18 protein-coding genes are annotated in these 15,981 nt (G+C 65.8%); 11 read left to right on the top strand and 7 right to left on the bottom strand.

What is annotated here, in order from left to right; translation table 11 throughout:
* Positions 1-10: 10 nt before the first annotated feature.
* The gene (locus tag J5M86_RS13655) at positions 11-508 is read left to right on the top strand and encodes a DUF2599 domain-containing protein (protein ID WP_188058929.1); all 498 of its coding nucleotides are present in this window, start codon (positions 11-13) and stop codon (positions 506-508) included.
* A gap of 155 nt (positions 509-663) precedes the next feature.
* Here the strand turns inward: J5M86_RS13655 and J5M86_RS13650 are convergent, their stop codons facing one another.
* A complete protein-coding gene (locus J5M86_RS13650; protein ID WP_188058930.1) occupies positions 664-888 on the bottom strand; it encodes a hypothetical protein in 225 nt (74 codons plus the stop codon).
* Positions 889-1,560: 672 nt separating this feature from the next.
* Between J5M86_RS13650 and J5M86_RS13645 the strand changes: the two genes are divergently transcribed.
* Positions 1,561-1,980, top strand: a complete 420-nt coding sequence (locus J5M86_RS13645) for a hypothetical protein (RefSeq protein ID WP_188058931.1) — start codon at positions 1,561-1,563, stop codon at positions 1,978-1,980.
* A 328-nt stretch (positions 1,981-2,308) separates the two neighbouring features.
* Here the strand turns inward: J5M86_RS13645 and J5M86_RS13640 are convergent, their stop codons facing one another.
* Positions 2,309-3,295, bottom strand: coding sequence for an integrase core domain-containing protein (locus tag J5M86_RS13640; RefSeq protein WP_223158312.1), 987 nt, complete (start codon positions 3,293-3,295; stop codon positions 2,309-2,311).
* A gap of 134 nt (positions 3,296-3,429) precedes the next feature.
* Between J5M86_RS13640 and J5M86_RS13635 the strand changes: the two genes are divergently transcribed.
* Complete coding sequence (locus J5M86_RS13635) at positions 3,430-4,773, top strand: ISL3 family transposase (RefSeq protein ID WP_370587304.1); 1,344 nt, start codon at positions 3,430-3,432, stop codon at positions 4,771-4,773.
* On the opposite strand, the gene J5M86_RS13630 is transcribed toward J5M86_RS13635, so the two are convergent.
* Positions 4,701-5,075, bottom strand: coding sequence for a helix-turn-helix domain-containing protein (locus tag J5M86_RS13630; protein ID WP_188058932.1), 375 nt, complete (start codon positions 5,073-5,075; stop codon positions 4,701-4,703). The two genes, J5M86_RS13635 and J5M86_RS13630, sit on opposite strands and share 73 nt — an antisense overlap.
* Before the next feature lie 87 nt (positions 5,076-5,162).
* On the opposite strand from J5M86_RS13630, the gene J5M86_RS15805 reads away from it, so the two are divergent.
* Positions 5,163-5,324, top strand: a complete 162-nt coding sequence (locus J5M86_RS15805) for a hypothetical protein (RefSeq protein WP_370587306.1) — start codon at positions 5,163-5,165, stop codon at positions 5,322-5,324.
* A gap of 35 nt (positions 5,325-5,359) precedes the next feature.
* Here the strand turns inward: J5M86_RS15805 and trxA are convergent, their stop codons facing one another.
* Positions 5,360-5,725 carry a thioredoxin gene (gene trxA / locus J5M86_RS13625; RefSeq protein WP_188058933.1) on the bottom strand — a complete coding sequence of 122 codons (366 nt, stop codon included), beginning with the start codon at positions 5,723-5,725 and terminating at the stop codon, positions 5,360-5,362.
* Positions 5,726-5,856: 131 nt separating this feature from the next.
* Between trxA and J5M86_RS13620 the strand changes: the two genes are divergently transcribed.
* Positions 5,857-6,051, top strand: coding sequence for a hypothetical protein (locus tag J5M86_RS13620; RefSeq protein WP_188058934.1), 195 nt, complete (start codon positions 5,857-5,859; stop codon positions 6,049-6,051).
* 26 nt (positions 6,052-6,077) lie between these two features.
* Here J5M86_RS13620 and J5M86_RS13615 read toward each other — a convergent pair whose 3' ends face one another.
* From J5M86_RS13615 to J5M86_RS13605, 3 genes are all read right to left on the bottom strand, one after another.
* On the bottom strand, positions 6,078-6,638 hold the full coding sequence (locus J5M86_RS13615) for an NUDIX domain-containing protein (RefSeq protein ID WP_188058935.1): 561 nt from the start codon (positions 6,636-6,638) through the stop codon (positions 6,078-6,080).
* Positions 6,635-7,435, bottom strand: a complete 801-nt coding sequence (locus tag J5M86_RS13610; protein ID WP_188058936.1) for a crotonase/enoyl-CoA hydratase family protein — start codon at positions 7,433-7,435, stop codon at positions 6,635-6,637. The genes J5M86_RS13615 and J5M86_RS13610 overlap by 4 nt, the downstream gene beginning before the upstream one ends.
* A 205-nt stretch (positions 7,436-7,640) precedes the next feature.
* Positions 7,641-9,260, bottom strand: a complete 1,620-nt coding sequence (locus J5M86_RS13605; protein WP_188058937.1) for an AMP-binding protein — start codon at positions 9,258-9,260, stop codon at positions 7,641-7,643.
* Between the two features lie 219 nt (positions 9,261-9,479).
* On the opposite strand from J5M86_RS13605, the gene J5M86_RS13600 reads away from it, so the two are divergent.
* The 6 genes from J5M86_RS13600 (at position 9,480) to J5M86_RS13575 (ending at position 15,939) form a co-directional block, all read left to right on the top strand.
* The gene (locus J5M86_RS13600) at positions 9,480-9,950 is read left to right on the top strand and encodes a hypothetical protein (RefSeq protein WP_188058938.1); all 471 of its coding nucleotides are present in this window, start codon (positions 9,480-9,482) and stop codon (positions 9,948-9,950) included.
* A gap of 25 nt (positions 9,951-9,975) precedes the next feature.
* The gene (locus tag J5M86_RS13595) at positions 9,976-12,018 is read left to right on the top strand and encodes an NAD(+) synthase (protein WP_188058939.1); all 2,043 of its coding nucleotides are present in this window, start codon (positions 9,976-9,978) and stop codon (positions 12,016-12,018) included.
* 149 nt (positions 12,019-12,167) lie between these two features.
* Complete coding sequence (locus J5M86_RS13590; RefSeq protein ID WP_208965039.1) at positions 12,168-13,172, top strand: siderophore ABC transporter substrate-binding protein; 1,005 nt, start codon at positions 12,168-12,170, stop codon at positions 13,170-13,172.
* The gene (locus J5M86_RS13585) at positions 13,165-14,181 is read left to right on the top strand and encodes an ABC transporter permease (RefSeq protein WP_244328370.1); all 1,017 of its coding nucleotides are present in this window, start codon (positions 13,165-13,167) and stop codon (positions 14,179-14,181) included. Before J5M86_RS13590 ends, J5M86_RS13585 begins: the two co-directional genes overlap by 8 nt.
* Positions 14,171-15,181: an iron chelate uptake ABC transporter family permease subunit gene (locus tag J5M86_RS13580; RefSeq protein WP_244328369.1), complete on the top strand. Its 1,011-nt coding sequence runs from the start codon at positions 14,171-14,173 to the stop codon at positions 15,179-15,181. Before J5M86_RS13585 ends, J5M86_RS13580 begins: the two co-directional genes overlap by 11 nt.
* On the top strand, positions 15,178-15,939 hold the full coding sequence (locus J5M86_RS13575; RefSeq protein ID WP_188058941.1) for an ABC transporter ATP-binding protein: 762 nt from the start codon (positions 15,178-15,180) through the stop codon (positions 15,937-15,939). Before J5M86_RS13580 ends, J5M86_RS13575 begins: the two co-directional genes overlap by 4 nt.
* Positions 15,940-15,981 lie beyond the last annotated feature (42 nt).

Raw genomic sequence — 15,981 nt, 5'->3', positions numbered from 1 at the left:
GACTGTGGTCATGGTGCAGCGATCTGCGGGGGTAGTGGTCGTTCTCATGCTGGCCACGGCGTGTTCGTCCGGTCCGAAAGAAACCGTCGGCCAGGAGATCGAAGCGCGCACGACTTCCTCGGTCGGGTCGACTTCTTCGCCCAGCACGTCCATGCCGTCGACGTCCGCAGCGCCCTCGACGCCGAGTAGTTCGGCGTCGAGCACGTCGACCAAGAGCAGTGGCTACATCGCCCGCATGGAATGGGTGAGCGGCGCTCGGGGGAAGAGCCTGCACATCACGCCGACCGAGCAAGGGCGAACAGCCACCAGTCCGGACGCCGAAGTGAAGGCCTGGGTGGAAGTGCTGCAGCGCGAACCGAAGGCGGCAGGCATCTCGATGCAGCGGCAGTTCAGCTGCCACTGGCGTTTCGCCCGCGACAAGCCGACCTGGAATCTCGAGCCCTGGCGTCTGGTGGTGCCGATGAAGGCGGTCATTGATGCCCAGTGCAACCCGGGTGGCCCGGAGTGACGCAGCCTTGCGGATCGGAGGCCGCCAGCGGGCTGCATTGAGGATCTACGTGAGTTGAAATGGTGAAGAGATTTGGGCCTCTCCGCCGGTCAATTGGAGCCGACCGTTTGTAACGAAACGGTCACACACGCGCGCGTCGTGGATTGTGATGTGTTTCACGGGTCATAGGATGCGTTTCGGTCAGGCTGCTGCTGTGGTGGCCTTCGGCGTCGATCAGACAACCCGGCCTGGTCGATCACCACACCGAAGAATGGTGCCCCGCAGCTGACCAGGTACACCGACTCGATCAGCGGTGACCTGGGCGCGACCATCAGCAGCACCGGGGAGGTATCAATCACGGTGGTTGACCCGCACGACAACACCGTCACCGCGATCACCATCCCCGCCAACCAGGCCACCGGGGTCGCGGCGACATCCGTGAACGGGTGGCAACGCTGGGCCGAATACGGCGGCCCAGCCGCCGCACCCACCATCACCGGCCCCCTCGGATACGGGTGGCTCGGCGCGAAACAACGCGAAACCAGCACCGACGCCGTCGGCCCCACCCTCATGGGAGTCCGCTACTACAACTGGGTCACCGGCGCCTTCACCAGCCCCGACCCCATCCCCGGCGGCAACCACACATCATTCGGATACCCCACCGACCCCATCAACAACACCGACACCACCGGACAATGGGGATGGCCAAAATGGGTAAAGAAGACCGCTCGAGCAGTCGCCTCTGCAGGGAGGTTCGTAGGGAACCTGGCGAGTATGTGCGCCTGGATACCTGGGTCTATCGGTATGGCGTGTGGGGCCGTTTCGATGATTGGATATCTCGCCGCAGGAGACTTGAAGAATACCGCGATCGGCGGAATGAGTCTGTTTACTGGAGGGGTCGGCGGTGGCGCTTATAGGATAATTCGACAGGGGTTCAAATCTAGGGCGGTTAGGACAATTGCCTGGACGAGCATCAACGCTTGGCGTTCGTCGCTCGGATATGCAACCAAATACAGGCGCCCAGCTCCTCCGAGGTACACTCCCAGTCACCGAACTTTTAGAAACGAATCTCGATGGATCTGACTGGTGCTGAGGTTTCTACTTCACGATTTCGGTGCTGGCTACTTCTGCCAGGCGTTTTGGCGGGTTTGGTGCTCGGCGTATGGGCGGCGAGCATAAACGGCCATGACTGGTATGCGGGGCTGGTGGTCTTCATCGTGCTCACGCTGTCAGGGGTAGTCAGATCCCAGTATTGGAGTCGGAAGACACTGGATGGGAAACTCAAAACCACAAGTAAGGGCACGGTGTTGCTCGTCGACGGCGAAGAATTTCGGGTCGACCTTGTTGAACTAAACGGAACGAATTTTGCACCTTTTGCTAAATTTCCTTCTGGCGACTCGGTGACTGTGCTCGCTGGTGAAGGAGTCGTCACGGTCCGCTACTTCGACCGAGTTTTTCCGCAGGTTCTGCGGGGTGAAGCGACTAACGACTAGGCTGAGTCACCGATCAACGTCGGCGGAACCAGCGCGGCGCGACGGCGTCCGAACCGAACGCGATCGGCAGGCTGGTGTCCAGGGTGGGTTTGTCGGCTCTTCCGCATCGAGGGTGTGCACCAAGATTTTTCAGGGATCGATGCGACGTTGGCCTGGGCGTGGAACAACCCCTCACCCCTGCATGAGTCGGCTGCGACTCGTCCCACGTCCCATGTTTGATACGCGCGGCGTCGACCTGCGGAACCCTAATCAGGCCTGTGCGGCGCCGTGAATCGCCCCGGGTATGGCGGAGGCTCTGATTCCTGGAAAGGATGAGGAGTGTCCCGCGTCAAGAACATGGCAGGGACTTCTCGGTTTGAAAGGTGGGGATCGTCGGGTCGGCGATTCCCAGGTGCACGTCCAGCGACCTGTTCCAGGCGATCGCCTCGTGCGGCCTGATCGAGTTGTACTCGATCCGGTACTCCGCGGCGTGCTTGGCGAGCATGACGGCGTCGTCGATCTCGTCGATGTAGAGCCGCTCGTACTTCAAGGTGCCGAACCCGCGCTCGCGTGAGCCGTTCTGCCCGGGGCTCTTCACCCGGGTGCGAACGTGAGCCAACTCGGGGTGCTTGAGGATGAAGGCCTCGAACCGGAAAGACCGGAACGGGCTACCGTTGTCAGTGACGATCGTGACCACCGGCTTGATCTCCCCGGTTTCGACCTCGACTTCGCACAGGTCGGCCAGCGGGTGACCGAACAGGGCCTCGTAGTCGGCCAAGGCGAGCTCGATCGCGTCGATGGCGTCGAACTGGTTCGCGGTGGGTGAGACGTGGAACGGATGCTCGTACTTACTCCAATAGTCTCGACAGCCGGCCAGCCGCCACGTGCCGCCGGTGGTGGTCTCGAACTCGCTGAAGTCCAGCTGCCAGACCTGGTTCGGCCCACTCGGCTCCTTGGCGAATGCTGCCTTCCGCCGCTCGGCCAGCTTCCTACGTTCCCGCTGGTAGTGCGCCGGCAGGATCAGTCCTTCGTCACGCAGCGTGCGCAGCACCGTCGCCTCGGACACCAGGTGCCCGTCGTGGCGGACCATCGCCCAGATCTTGCGATGACCCCACGCCGGGTGCTTCGTGGCGTGCTTGAGGATCAGCCCGCGCGCAGCGTCGCGGGCAGGCTGCGGCCAGGGACCTTTCGGCTGGCCGCCAGCACGTGCCTTGGCCTGCCAGCGTCGCCAGGTCCGCTCGGGCATGTCGATGAGCTGGCAGAACCTCGCGGTCGACATGCCCGCGTCGACGCGGATCACCTCGAGGTCCTCGAAGGGCCCAATCTGGCTCTTCATACCTGCGGTGGGGGGCCGCCGCGACGCGCCGAGTCAGGGCTGAAGGGGTCGAGGTCCCTGAGGATTGGAGGACTCTTACCTCGTCCGATCCCAAGGACCTCGACGTGCCTGACTCTATGTCGTGCTGCCGCAGCATGCCCGCCGCCGACGCGCCCGCCTCGTTGTGCGACCGGTGTGACTTGCTGGTCGGTCTGCCCGGGCTGCACGTGACCGACGTGCACGAGCACGACGCCTGGCTGGTGGTGACGGTGCAGTCGCCGCCGGGACTGATGGGCTGCCGTGCCTGCGGAGTGGTCGCGGTCAGTCACGGCCGACGGATCCACGAGCTGATCGACGCGCCCTCCTTCGGTCGTCCGGTGCGGATCCGGTGGCGCAAACGCACTTGGTCCTGCCCCGAACCCGCCTGTCCGATCGGAGTGTTCACCGAGCAGGACGAACAGGTCGCAGCACCGCGGGCGCTGCTGACGGCTCGGGCGTGCTGGTGGGCGATCACCCAGCTGCGCCGCGAACACGCCTCGATCGCCGGGCTGGCCCGGCAGCTGGGCACGACCTGGCGGACCGTGTGGCGGGCGGTCAAGCCGCTGCTGGCGGCGATGGCCGCCGACGAGGACCGGTTCGCCGGGGTCAGCGACCTGGGCGTGGACGAGCACATCTGGCACCACGTGTCCACGCGCCCCGTCGAGGACGGCGGCCGCGGGCCGAAGGAGCTGACCGGGATGGTCGACCTGACCCGCGACGCCCACGGCAAGGTCCGGGCCCGGCTGCTGGATCTGGTCCCCGGCCGGTCCGGCAAGGCCTACGCCGACTGGCTGGCCCAGCGCGGGGACGCGGCCCGGGCCGGGATCAAGGTCGCGACCCTGGACCCGTTCCACGGGTACAAGAACGCCATCGACGACCAGCTCGACGACGCCATAGCAGTCTTGGACGCCTTCCACGTCGTCAAACTCGCCACACAAGCGGTGGATGAGGTCCGTCGCCGAGTCCAACAGGAGATCCACGGCCACCGCGGCCGCAAAGGCGACCCGCTGTACGGGATCCGCAACATCCTGCGCTGCGGCGCCGAGCGCCTGACCGAACGACAGACCGCACGACTCGAGGCCGCGATCGCCGCCGACGAACGCCACGACCAGGTCCACCTGGCCTGGCAGTGCGCCCAGCAGGTCCGCGACGCCTACCAAGCCGGCGACCTGACGGCCGGGCGGGTGATCGCCGAGAAGATCCTCGCGACCTTCCATACCTGCCCGATCCCGGAGATCAGACGCCTGGGCAAGACACTGAAGCAGTGGCGCGGGGCGTTCCTGGGCTACTTCGACACCGGCCGCGCCAACAACGGCGGCACCGAAGCCGTGAACGGCCTCATCGAACTGCGCCGCCGCGTCGCCCGCGGCTTCCGCAACCGCGACAACTACCGCCTGCGCATGCTCCTGATCGGCGGCGGACTCAACCACCCAGAACACCTACCCCCACCGCAGGTATGAAGAGCCCCCAATCTGCCCTCCGCGGACTTCTTCCAGACTCGTAGCTCGACCGCGGCTTCGCCAAGTGTCTGAGTCAGGTCCGCTACCTCGGCCTCGAGCTGCTGCTCACGCGTCGACGGCCCGGACCGACCGGCCGCCAGCGCGGTCTTGCCCGCTTCGAGGAAGTCGGCCTTCCAGCGCCCGATCGACTGCTCGCTGATCTTCTCCTTGCGTGCCGCCTCGGCGATCGTCATCTCGCCGGCCAACACACTCATCACGATCCGAGTCTTCTTCTCGGCCGGGATCACAGGGGGTCTACCCATGGTTCAGATTCTCCTTCAGGACTGACTCAACAGCCCTGCCAAGAATCTTGACGCGCGACAGGGTGGAAGAACGCGACCGACGTCGAGATCCGCACAGCGGAATACGCCGACTGGTTCAACCATCGACGTATCCACGGCGAGATCGACAACATGCCACCCGCCGAATACGAAGCGCTCTACTGGGCAACGCGAGCACTCAGCGAGCACAATCAGAACCACACCACCCCAGCCGGGACCGGTGCCAACTAAACGAGTCTCCACAAACCCCGGGGCGATTCACCGCCCTACTGCGCTTCCTGAGCTGCGATCTCCTCGTGAATTTTGTCCATCGGCAGTTCGCGGATCTGCTTGATCAGGTCGCTCAACATCGCCGGTGGCATCGCGCCGGACTGGTTGAAGACCATGACGCCCTCGCGGAAGGCCATGACGGTCGGGATGCTGCTGATGTTCATGCCGGCGCCCAGTTCCTGCTGGTCTTCGGTGTCAACCTTGCCGAACACGATGTCGGGGTTCTTGGTCGACTCGGCGTCGTAGACGGGCGCGAACATCTTGCACGGGCCGCACCAGTCGGCCCAGAAGTCGACCAGGACGATGTCGTTCTCCTGGATGGTCTGGACGAAGTTCTCAGTGGTCAAAGTGGTGGTGGCCATGCGTGGGCCTCCTGTTCGGATAGGTCTCGTTGTCTCAGGTGTTCCAACGTCTCATGGCCTAGGAGATTCCCGACCCGGCCCGAGGTGTCTGGCACTGTCGCGCCCGCTTGGCGCATGTCGCCGACGCTGGGATGACCCGCACCAGCGATCGCGCACCCGAACCGATGTTGGTGGCCGTGCTACTCACGGCCGGTGCAGCCGTTGCGGCGGTCGCGCTCGGCGCCGGCCTGGCTGTCGGCGTCCTGATCGTGACGCTGGCTCCGTGGACGTCGGTGCTCGGGTACGAGTTGTACGCCCACCGGCACATGGAGCGATACGTCAGCTGAGTCGTCCCTTTCCGGTGGTGCGCGGCTCAGCCGGCGGACGCGCTCCGATGAGCGAAGGCGAGCATGAGCGAGCCGAGGGTTTCGTTGTCGGTGATCTTGCCTGCGGTGATCCACTGCAGCAGGTCGTCCCAGCTCAACGTGATCACCTGCGAGATGCCTTCGGCTTCTTGCTCCGCGGTCACATCGGTGCTGCCGGAGTCGCGAGCCGGACGTGCGTCGCGAGCGAGGTAGACCAGGCCCGGCGCACGGCACACACCGTTGAGGGAGTTCACTTCGGCCAGCAGCGTCCAGTCGTCGGCGACGAGGCCCGACTCTTCGAGCAGTTCGCGCTGCGCCCCGGCCAACGGGTCGGCCGCGTCGACGCCACCGGCGGGCACCTCCCAGGACTCGCCCACGGTGTAGCGATCGATGTTGACCAGCACCACCTCGTCGTCCGGAGTCACCGCGACCACGAATCCGGCGGGCTGGTGCAGTTCGAGGACGCCGTACATGCCCGGCTGATCGTCCGGAGTGCGCACCTGGTCTTCGACGATGCGGATCCACGGGTTGTCGTAGACGACCCGCCCCGACACCTTCGTCCAGGTCATCGGGCGCCGCGCTGCGCGAACTGCGGGGTCTCCCGCTTCAGACCGGCCGCGCGAGCGATCTTGGCATTGCGTCCGAGCAGCAGTTTCACCTGCTCGCGGCGTTCGGCGGCGAAAGTGCGACGGGCAGACGAGCTGTGGTGCCGGTCGAAGAGTCGTTTCCCGGCGGCGAGAGCGTCCGGCGACTTGGTGGCCAGCTGCGCGGCCAGTTCGAACGCAGCTTCGCGCGGATCATCGGCGACGTCACCGGCCAGGCCGAGCTCGTGCGCTTGCTGACCGGAGATCACCTCGGCGGTCATCGTGAGCTTCTTGGCGGTCTCGACGCCGACCAGTTCGGAGAGCGAGCGCACGCCGCTCATGTCGGGGATGAGGCCCCACTTGCCTTCCAGCACAGACCATTTCGCGTCCGGCGTGGTGATGCGGAAGTCGGCCGCGAGCGCGATCTGGATGCCGCCGCCGTAGCAGTGACCGTGGACGGCCGCGATCACCGGCACCGGCACCCGGCGCCACGCCCAGCACGCCTCCTGGAAGAGGTTGGTGCCGCGCCACGGCACCGGAATCAGCCCCACCGGAATCTGCCACGGCGCCTTGCTGACGGCCGCGAAGTCGAGCCCGGCGCAGAATGCGTCCCCGGTGCCGCTGATCACCACGGCCCGCAGCGAGCGATCGCGGCGCAACCGGTGCGCGGTCGAGGCGAGGTCGCGCAGCATGTCGAACGTGAGCCCGTTGTATTTTTCCGGGCGATCGAGGCGGACGTCGGCGATGCCGTCGCGCACGGTGCAGCTGATGAGTGAGGTCACCCCGCCAGGGTAGAACCTGCTCGTGCGACGGGGTTCACCGACGATCGCGTTGGGGCACGTGGACTCAACAGCAAGTGCTGGATTCGCGCAGGGCGTCTCGCGCGGAGGCGGACGTCTGTGTCACCGACGACTCCGCCAGGATCGGGCCACGGCCCTGGTTGTGGTGCGTCTGCCGCGTGGATGACACACCGGTGGCCAGCCGCGCTCAGAGCCCGAGTCGGGACGCTGTGATCTCCCGCATCTCCACCTTGCGCACCTTGCCGGTGACCGTCATCGGGAATTCCTGGACCACCTCGACGTAGCGCGGGATCTTGTAGTGGGCGAGCCGCCCGCTGCAGAACTGCTTGAGTGATTCCGCGGTCAGCGGTTGGGCGCCGTCGCGCATTCGGATCCAGGCGCACAGCTCTTCGCCGTACTTCTGGTCAGGCACACCAATTACTTGGGCATCGATGATGTCGGGGTGGGTGTAGAGGAACTCCTCGATCTCGCGCGGGTAGATGTTCTCGCCGCCGCGGATCACCATGTCCTTGATGCGCCCGCTGATCTGCACGTACCCGTCGTCGTCCATCACCCCGATGTCACCGGTGTGCATCCAGCCGTCCTCGATCGCCTCCGCCGTCTTGTCGGACTGCTCCCAATACCCGAGCATCACCGAGTAGCCCTTGGTCATGAATTCGCCTGAACGACCGCGCGGTTGGGTCTGGCCGGTGACCGGGTCGACGATCTTGATCTCCAGGTGCGGGCCCACCCGCCCGACCGTGCCGACCTTCTGCTCGAAGCTGTCGTCCGTGCGATTCTGGGTGCTGACCGGCGAGGTTTCGGTCATGCCGTAACAGATCGTCATCTCCTCGATGCCGGCCGCGATGAGCTTCTTCATCAGCTCGGCCGGGCACGGCGAGCCCGCCATGATGCCGGTGCGGACGGCCGACAGGTCGTAGTCGCCGAAGTTCGGCAGGCCCCACTCGGCGATGAACATGGTCGGGACGCCGTACAAGCTGGTGCACTTTTCGTCCTGCGTCGCCTGCAGCGTCGCGGCCGGGTCGAAGGCCGGCGCCGGGATCACAATGCATGCGCCGTGGCTGGTGCACGCGAGGTTGCCCATCACCATGCCGAAGCAGTGATAGAAGGGCACCGGGATGCAGACCCGATCGGCCTTGGTGTACTTGCACAGCTCACCGACGAAGAAGCCGTTGTTGAGGATGTTGCGATGGCTCAGCGTCGCGCCCTTGGGGAATCCTGTTGTACCCGAGGTGTATTGAATGTTGATCGGGTCGGTGTTGCTGAGGCTGCGCTGCGCTTCGCCGAGTTGTTCGGCGTTGATCTCGTCCGCCCTTGCCAGCAGAGCGTCCCACTCCTGGGTGCCGAAGTAGATAGCGTCCTGCAGGTCGGGGCAGTCGTGCCGCACGCCCTCGACCATCTGGGCGTAGTTGCTGTTCTTGAACTCGCTCACCGCGAACAGCCACGAAATGCCCGCCTGCTTCAGCACGTACTTCAGCTCGTGCGCCCGGTAGGCGGGGTTGATGTTGACAAGGATCGCGCCGACCTTGGCGGTGGCGTATTGCACCAGCACCCATTCACTGCAATTGGGCGCCCAGATGCCGACGCGGTCACCCTTGTTGATGCCGATGGCGAGCATCGCGCGGGCGAGCTTGTCGACGTCCACCTGCAGTTCGGCGTAGGTCCACCGCTTGCCCTGCGCTACGTCGACGAGTGCCTCGCGATCGCCGAAGCGGGCGGCAGTGGCGTCGAAGTTGTCACCGATCGTCTGCTCGATCAGGGGAACGTCGGTCTCGCCCTGGGTGTGGGACAGCGTCGCGTCGGTCATCGATCAGCCTTTCCTGGAGTGGGCTCGCTGCCTGAATCTAGTGACCTGGGTCACCCTCGGTGGTCGCCCGGCGCCGAAAGGTCGGTGTGCGGCGCCGAGCGGCGTCCAGTAACGGGGTGCGCGCGTCGACCTCTGTCTGTCGCGCCCTCATGCAACCCCGCGCTCGGTCGCACGTCTTCTCAACAGGTGCAGTTGGCAACCGAAGGAGTGGTGGTCCCGATGCGAGTCGTCGCCGATGTGTTGGCAGGTGTTCTCGGTCTCTGCGGCCTCGTCGGCTGCGCCGGGGAGCAACAGGTCGGCGGCACAGCCGAGTGCAAGAAGTACCGAGGCACTGAAAGGGATGGCGGTGTGTCGGGCTACACGGTCGTCAGCGACCGTTTGATCCGGATCCAGTCGGAGATGTTCAGCCCGAGTGACTTCTTCGGGACGCCGAGTGCGAGGGAGACTGCCAAGGCGATCACCATTACCTGGCCGGTCACTCCGGTCACCTTCGAGAACCGGAGTAATACGGCCATGGGTTGTTTGATGCCCGCGATCGGCGCCATGAGAATCGCCGACCTTCAACTCAGCAGCCCGCTCGGCAGCCGCGCGGTGCTCCAGGCGAAGGACGGAGGCGCCGTCCAGCGATTCGGCGTCGCGCTCGAAGATGATCGCACGACTCGGCCGACCATCACCGCGACCGCCGGATAACCGCTGCACCTGACAAGATCGGCGCATGGACTTCTACTCCGCGTACGCGCAGGGTTATGCCCGCGTGGCCTCGTGCACGGTGCCCACGGCGATCGCCGATCCGGCGACCAATGCCGCCTCGATCATCGAGGAGGTCAAGGCGGTGCACGACGACGGCGTCGCTGTCGCGATCTTCCCCGAACTGTGCGTGAGCGGGTACGCGATCGAAGACCTGCTCCTGCAGGATCCGCTGCTCGACGCCGTCCAGGACTCGCTGACCACCATCGCGCAGGCCACCAAGGATCTGCGCCCGCTCGTGGTGGTGGGTGCGCCGCTGCGTCACGGGCTGCGACTGTTCAACTGCGCGGTGGTGATCCACGCCGGCGAGATCATTGGCGTCGCCCCGAAGTCGTACCTGCCCAACTACCGCGAGTTCTACGAGAAGCGGCACTTCGCCTCCGGTGACGAACAGGTGGGTGAGTGGATCCGGTTGGGCGGCAGGGAGATTCCGTTCGGCCCCGATCTGCTCTTCAATGCCGCGGACGTTCCCGGCCTCGTCGTGCACGTCGAGGTGTGTGAGGACATGTGGGTGCCGATCCCGCCGTCCTCGATGGCCTCGCTCGCTGGCGCCAGTGTGCTGGCCAACATCTCCGGTAGCCCGATCACGGTCGCCCGCGCCGAAGACCGTCACCTGTTGGTGCGGGCGCAGTCGGCGCGCTGCCTGTCGGCATACATGTACGCCGCGTCCGGGGTGGGTGAGTCGACCACTGACCTCGCCTGGGACGGCATGACCATGGTCTACGAGTGCGGCGACCTGCTGGGTGAGACCGAGCGTTTCCCGGACGGTCCGCGCCGCACCGTCGTCGACATCGACCTCGACCGCATCCGGCAGGACAAGCTGCGCGACGGGTCGATCGACGACAACGCGCGCACCTACGTCGATCGGGTCAGCGAGTTCCGCACCATCGACTTCGTGGTTGATCCGCCCAGGGGCGACATCGGTCTGCGGCGCAAGGTCGACCGCTTCCCGTTCGTGCCGGACGACGAAGCCCGCCTCGACCTCGACTGCTACGAGGCCTACAACATCCAGGTGGCGGGGCTCGTGCAGCGACTGCGCGCCATCGGTAACCCCAAGATCGTCATCGGCGTCAGCGGCGGACTCGACTCCACCCACGCGCTCATCGTCGCGGCCCGCGCGATGGACCAGATGGGACGCCCGCGCACCGACATCCTCGGCTACACGATGCCCGGCTTCGCGACGTCCGACTCCACGAAGAGCAACGCCTGGAAGCTGGGTGAGGCGCTCGGGGTGAGCTTCAGTGAGCTCGACATCCGACCCACGGCGACGCAGATGCTGAAAGACATGGGCCACCCCTTCGGTGCGGGTGAGCCGGTCTACGACGTCACCTTCGAGAACGTCCAGGCCGGGCTGCGCACCGACTATCTCTTCCGAATCGCCAACAAGGAGAACGGAATCGTTCTCGGCACCGGCGACCTGTCGGAGCTGGCGCTCGGCTGGTGCACCTACGGCGTCGGCGACCAGATGTCGCACTACACCGTCAATTCCGGCATCCCCAAGACGATGATCCAGCACGTCATCCGCTGGGTGGTCGGCCACGACCTGTTCAGCGACGAAGTGGGCTCAGTGCTCACCGAGATCGTCGAGCAGGAGATCAGCCCCGAGCTGGTGCCGAGCGAGAAGGGCGACAAGCCGCAGTCGACCGAGGACGCCATCGGGCCCTACCCGCTGCAGGATTTCAACCTCTTCTACACGCTGCGCTACGGCTCGCGGCCCAGCAAGATCGCCTTCCTCGCGTGGCACGCCTGGAAGGACGCATCAACGGGCGAGTGGCCGACGGGCTACCCCGACGCCAAGCGCATCGCCTACGACCTGCCCACGATCCGGGGCTGGCTCGAGGTCTTCATCAAGAGATTCTTCGCCTTCAGCCAGTTCAAGCGTTCGGCGCTGCCCAACGGCCCGAAGGTCATGGCCGGCGGGTCGCTCTCGCCCCGCGGTGACTGGCGGGCGCCGTCCGACGGCAACGCCGCCGTGTGGCTGAAAGACCTGGAGAAGGTGCCGGACGCCTAGTCCCGCATTGTGAACACCTGAACCCTGCTGGCCTGCAACGGTTTTCGGGGCTCAGGAAGATGCGTGCCGATACCGATTGGCAGACTTAGGTAGGGCTTTGCTACCGTCCTGCCAGTCAGGTAAGGCAATCCTCACCAAAGGTCTCGATGATGCTTCGTCACGCGCGCCACGCACTGCCCGTCACCGTCTCCACCGCTGCCGCCGTGGCCATGCTCGCGGGGTGCGGTAGCACCACCGCAGGTGCCGGGGGCAGCAGCAGCTCCGCCGGTTCCTCCTCCTCCCAGGCAGCCGGCACCGCGTCCGCGTCGTCGGCCGGCGGCGCCATCACCGTGTCGCACGCGCAGGGCAAGACCACCCTGCCGAAGGTCCCGCAGCGCATCGTCGTACTCGACTACGCCGCCCTCGACACCATCGACGCGCTCGGCGGCACCGTCGTGGCCACGCCGAAGAAGACCCTCCCGCCGTCCCTGACGAAGTTCAAGGGCGCAAACATCGTGGACGCCGGCACCCTCAAGGAGCCGAACATCGAGAAGGTGAAGGCCACCAAGCCCGACCTCATTGTGATCGGCGGCCGTTCGGCCTCGCTCTACAAGGAGCTGAGCAAGGTTGCCCCCACCATCGACATGACGCTCAAGGGCAAGGACGCCGTCGCCGACTACAAGTCGCAGGTCACCACCCTCGGCACCGTGCTGGGCAAGTCGGACGAGGCGAAGAGCAAGATCGCCGCCATCGACTCCACCGTCAGCCGTATCAAGGCCAAAGGTCAGAACGCCGGCACCGGCCTGATCCTGATGACCAGCGGCGGCAAGGTGTCGACCTTCGGCCCCGGCTCGCGCTTCGGCCTCATCCACGACGCGCTCGGCCTGAAGCCCACCGCCAACACCATCAAGGCGGACGGTCACGGCCAAGCGGTCTCCTTCGAGTTCGTCAACCAGGCCAAGCCGAACCGTCTCTTCGTGATCGACCGCGACTCCGCCATCGGCCAGTCGGGCAAGTCGGCCAAGGCCGTGCTCGACAACCCGTTGGTCAACGCGACTCCGGCCGGCAAGAACAACAAGATCACCTACCTCGACGGCCAGAACTGGTACCTCGCGGGCAACGGGCTGCGGATCCTCCCGGCCATGTTGCAGGAGGTCGAGAAGGGTCTTGGCTGATCTGGCCGTCCTGCCGTTGAGGCACCCGCAACCGCTGGGGCGCCGGCTGATCCTAGGGGTAGCAGGCGTCCTGGCGGTCGTCGTCCTCGCCACGATCTCGCTCTTCGTCGGTGTGGCCGACGTGACGCCGAAATCGTTGCTGGACAGCGACACCCGCGCGGCCACCTGGGAGATGCTCATGCTCTCCCGGGTGCCGCGCACCATCGCGCTCGTGCTCGCCGGAGCGGCCCTGGGCGTGGCCGGGTTGGTCATGCAGCTGCTCACCCGCAACCCGTTCGTCGAACCGTCGACGGCAGGGACGATGGAGTTCGCCGGGGTGGGCATCCTGGCCGTGGCGATCTACAACCCTGAGGCGCCGGTGATGCTGCGCATGGTCATCGCGGCCCTGTGCGCGCTGGCCGGCACCTTCTTGTTCATCACCATCCTCGGACGCCTGCCGCTGCGCGACATCCTAGTGGTGCCGCTCATCGGCATCATGTTGTCGGGAGTCGTGGCAGCCGCGAGCACCTTCGTCGCTTACCGGCTCGACCTGCTGCAGAGCATGAACTCCTGGCTCACCGGCGACTTCTCGGCCGTCGTCCAGGGGCGCTACGAAATCCTCTGGCTCACGGCCGCGCTCACCCTCGCCGTCGTGTGGTTGGCCGACCGGCTGACCGTGGCCGGTCTGGGTGAATCGGTGAGCACCAACCTCGGCATCAACCACCGGCGCACGATGGTGGTCGGCCTGACCCTCGTCTCGATCGTCACGGCCGCCGTGGTGGTGACCGTCGGCATGCTTCCGCTCGTCGGTCTCGTCGTGCCCAATGTCGTCGCGATGATCGTCGGCAGCAATGCCCGCCGCTCGATCGGCTGGGTGGCGCTGGCCGGCGCTGGTCTCGTGCTCGGCTGCGACATCCTCGCACGCACCGTCATCGCCCCGTACGAACTGCCGATCGGTTCGATCCTCGGCGTCGTCGGCGGAGTCGCCTTCGTCGCCCTGCTGCTGAAGAGGTCGCCGCGTGTCCGCTGACCTGATGGCGGCGCCCACCACGAAGGCCCCGGCGAAACCGCAACCACGGCTGGCTCCGGGCGTCCGGCTGGCGCTGCTCGCTGTCGCCTGCGTCGTGGTGTCGATCGCCTACCTGACCACCGGCGTCGAAGGCGACTGGGCCTTCGCGCTCGAGCGACGCAGCACGACGCTGGCCACCATGGTGATCGTCGGCGTGGCGATCGCGGTGAGCACCGTCGCCTTCCACGCGATCACCGCCAACCAGATCCTCACCCCGTCGATCATGGGTTTCGACGCGCTCTACCTGCTGATCCAGACGCTGGCGATCTTCGTGCTCGGCATCACCGGCACCGTCTCGCTGAACGCGCTCGGCCGCTTCGGTTTCGAAGTGGTCGTCATGGTCGGCCTCTCGCTGCTGCTCTTCCGCTGGTTGCTCGGGGGAGCCAGCCGCAGCCTGCACCTGCTGGTGCTGGTCGGCATCGTCATCGGTGGCGTTTTCCGCAGCACGTCCTCGTTCCTGCAGCGCCTGATGGACCCCACCCAGTTCATCGTGTTGCAAGACCGCTTCTTCGCCGACTTCAACTCCGCCCCCACCCAGCTCATCGGCATCGGTGCAGCACTCGTGGCGATCTTCACCGGCCTGCTTTGGCGCTCGCGTCACCACCTCGATGTGTTGTCGCTCGGGCGTGACTCGGCGATCGGCCTCGGGATCGATCATCGTCGCGCCGTGCTGACCACGATGGTGCTGATCACGGTGCTGGTCGCGGTGTCGACGGCACTGGTCGGGCCCACCAGCTTCTTCGGTCTGCTGGTGGCGCACCTGGCGTACCAAACCCTCGGCACGAGCCGTCACTCCTTCACGATCCCGGCGGCGGCGATGGCTGCGGTGCTGTGTCTGGTCGGTGGTCAGTTGCTCTTCGAACGGTTGCTCGGTTTCGAGGGCAGCTTGTCGATGGTCGTGGAGTTCATCGGCGGAATCGTGTTCATCGTCCTGCTCATCAGAAGGAGCCGTCGCACATGATCGTCGCCGAGAAGGTGCAGGCGTCCTACGACCGCACGGTCGTGGTCGACGACGTCTCGATCGAGCTTCCGGCCGGCGGGGTCACCTGCCTCATCGGGCCCAACGGTGCGGGCAAGTCGACCTTGTTGTCGGTGGTTGCCCGGTTGCATTCGCCTGACACGGGCCGAGTGGCGGTCGACGGTCTGGACGTGCACACCACGGCTTCCGATGTGATCGCGCGCCGGCTCGCGGTGCTGAGGCAGGACAACCACCTCGCGTTGCGGCTGACGGTGCGCGACCTGGTGTCGTTCGGCCGCTTCCCGTATTCCAAGGGCCGGTTGAACGCGGACGACCGTGCCCACGTCGACCACGCGTTGGAGCGACTCGACCTGGTCGACCTCGCTGATCGGTTCCTGGACGAACTTTCCGGTGGTCAGCGGCAGCGGGCGTTCGTGGCGATGGTGATCGCGCAGAACACCGACTACGTGCTCTTGGACGAACCGCTCAACAACCTCGACATGAAGCACGCCGCCTCGATGATGTCGATGCTGCGCCGAGCCGCCGACGAACTCGGCCGCACCGTCGTCGTGGTGGTGCACGACATCAACGCCGCTGCCGCGTACGCCGACAACATCGTGGTGATGAAGTCGGGTCGCGTTGTGGCCCAGGGTGACTGCTCGGCGATCATGCGGACGGACTTGTTGGAGGACGTCTTCGAGCTGCCGGTGCAGGTGCACCGCATCAACGGTGTCGACGTCGCGGTGCACTACGGGCTTTGAGCCACCACACGGTGACCTCTTGGTGAACTGGCTGCCCGAGGT

Source organism: Yimella sp. cx-51 (assembly GCF_017654605.1).
In the GTDB taxonomy this organism is placed as follows: domain Bacteria; phylum Actinomycetota; class Actinomycetes; order Actinomycetales; family Dermatophilaceae; genus Yimella.
This window is presented reverse-complemented; position numbering and strand designations above follow the sequence as displayed.

Bases quoted from the DNA above. Each gene is read 5' to 3' on its own strand.
- J5M86_RS13640 (WP_223158312.1), bottom strand. From the start codon at position 3,295: ATGAAGAGCCAGATTGGGCCCTTCGAGGACCTCGAGGTGATCCGCGTC.
- J5M86_RS13620 (WP_188058934.1), top strand. From the start codon at position 5,857: ATGACCCGCACCAGCGATCGCGCACCCGAACCGATGTTGGTGGCCGTG.
- J5M86_RS13595 (WP_188058939.1), top strand. From the start codon at position 9,976: ATGGACTTCTACTCCGCGTACGCGCAGGGTTATGCCCGCGTGGCCTCG.
- J5M86_RS13600 (WP_188058938.1), top strand. From the start codon at position 9,480: ATGCGAGTCGTCGCCGATGTGTTGGCAGGTGTTCTCGGTCTCTGCGGC.
- J5M86_RS13635 (WP_370587304.1), top strand. From the start codon at position 3,430: ATGCCCGCCGCCGACGCGCCCGCCTCGTTGTGCGACCGGTGTGACTTG.
- J5M86_RS13590 (WP_208965039.1), top strand. From the start codon at position 12,168: ATGCTTCGTCACGCGCGCCACGCACTGCCCGTCACCGTCTCCACCGCT.
- trxA (WP_188058933.1), bottom strand. From the start codon at position 5,725: ATGGCCACCACCACTTTGACCACTGAGAACTTCGTCCAGACCATCCAG.
- J5M86_RS13575 (WP_188058941.1), top strand. From the start codon at position 15,178: ATGATCGTCGCCGAGAAGGTGCAGGCGTCCTACGACCGCACGGTCGTG.
- J5M86_RS13630 (WP_188058932.1), bottom strand. From the start codon at position 5,075: ATGGGTAGACCCCCTGTGATCCCGGCCGAGAAGAAGACTCGGATCGTG.
- J5M86_RS13615 (WP_188058935.1), bottom strand. From the start codon at position 6,638: ATGACCTGGACGAAGGTGTCGGGGCGGGTCGTCTACGACAACCCGTGG.
- J5M86_RS13650 (WP_188058930.1), bottom strand. From the start codon at position 888: ATGGTGATCGCGGTGACGGTGTTGTCGTGCGGGTCAACCACCGTGATT.
- J5M86_RS13645 (WP_188058931.1), top strand. From the start codon at position 1,561: ATGGATCTGACTGGTGCTGAGGTTTCTACTTCACGATTTCGGTGCTGG.
- J5M86_RS13655 (WP_188058929.1), top strand. From the start codon at position 11: ATGGTGCAGCGATCTGCGGGGGTAGTGGTCGTTCTCATGCTGGCCACG.
- J5M86_RS13605 (WP_188058937.1), bottom strand. From the start codon at position 9,260: ATGACCGACGCGACGCTGTCCCACACCCAGGGCGAGACCGACGTTCCC.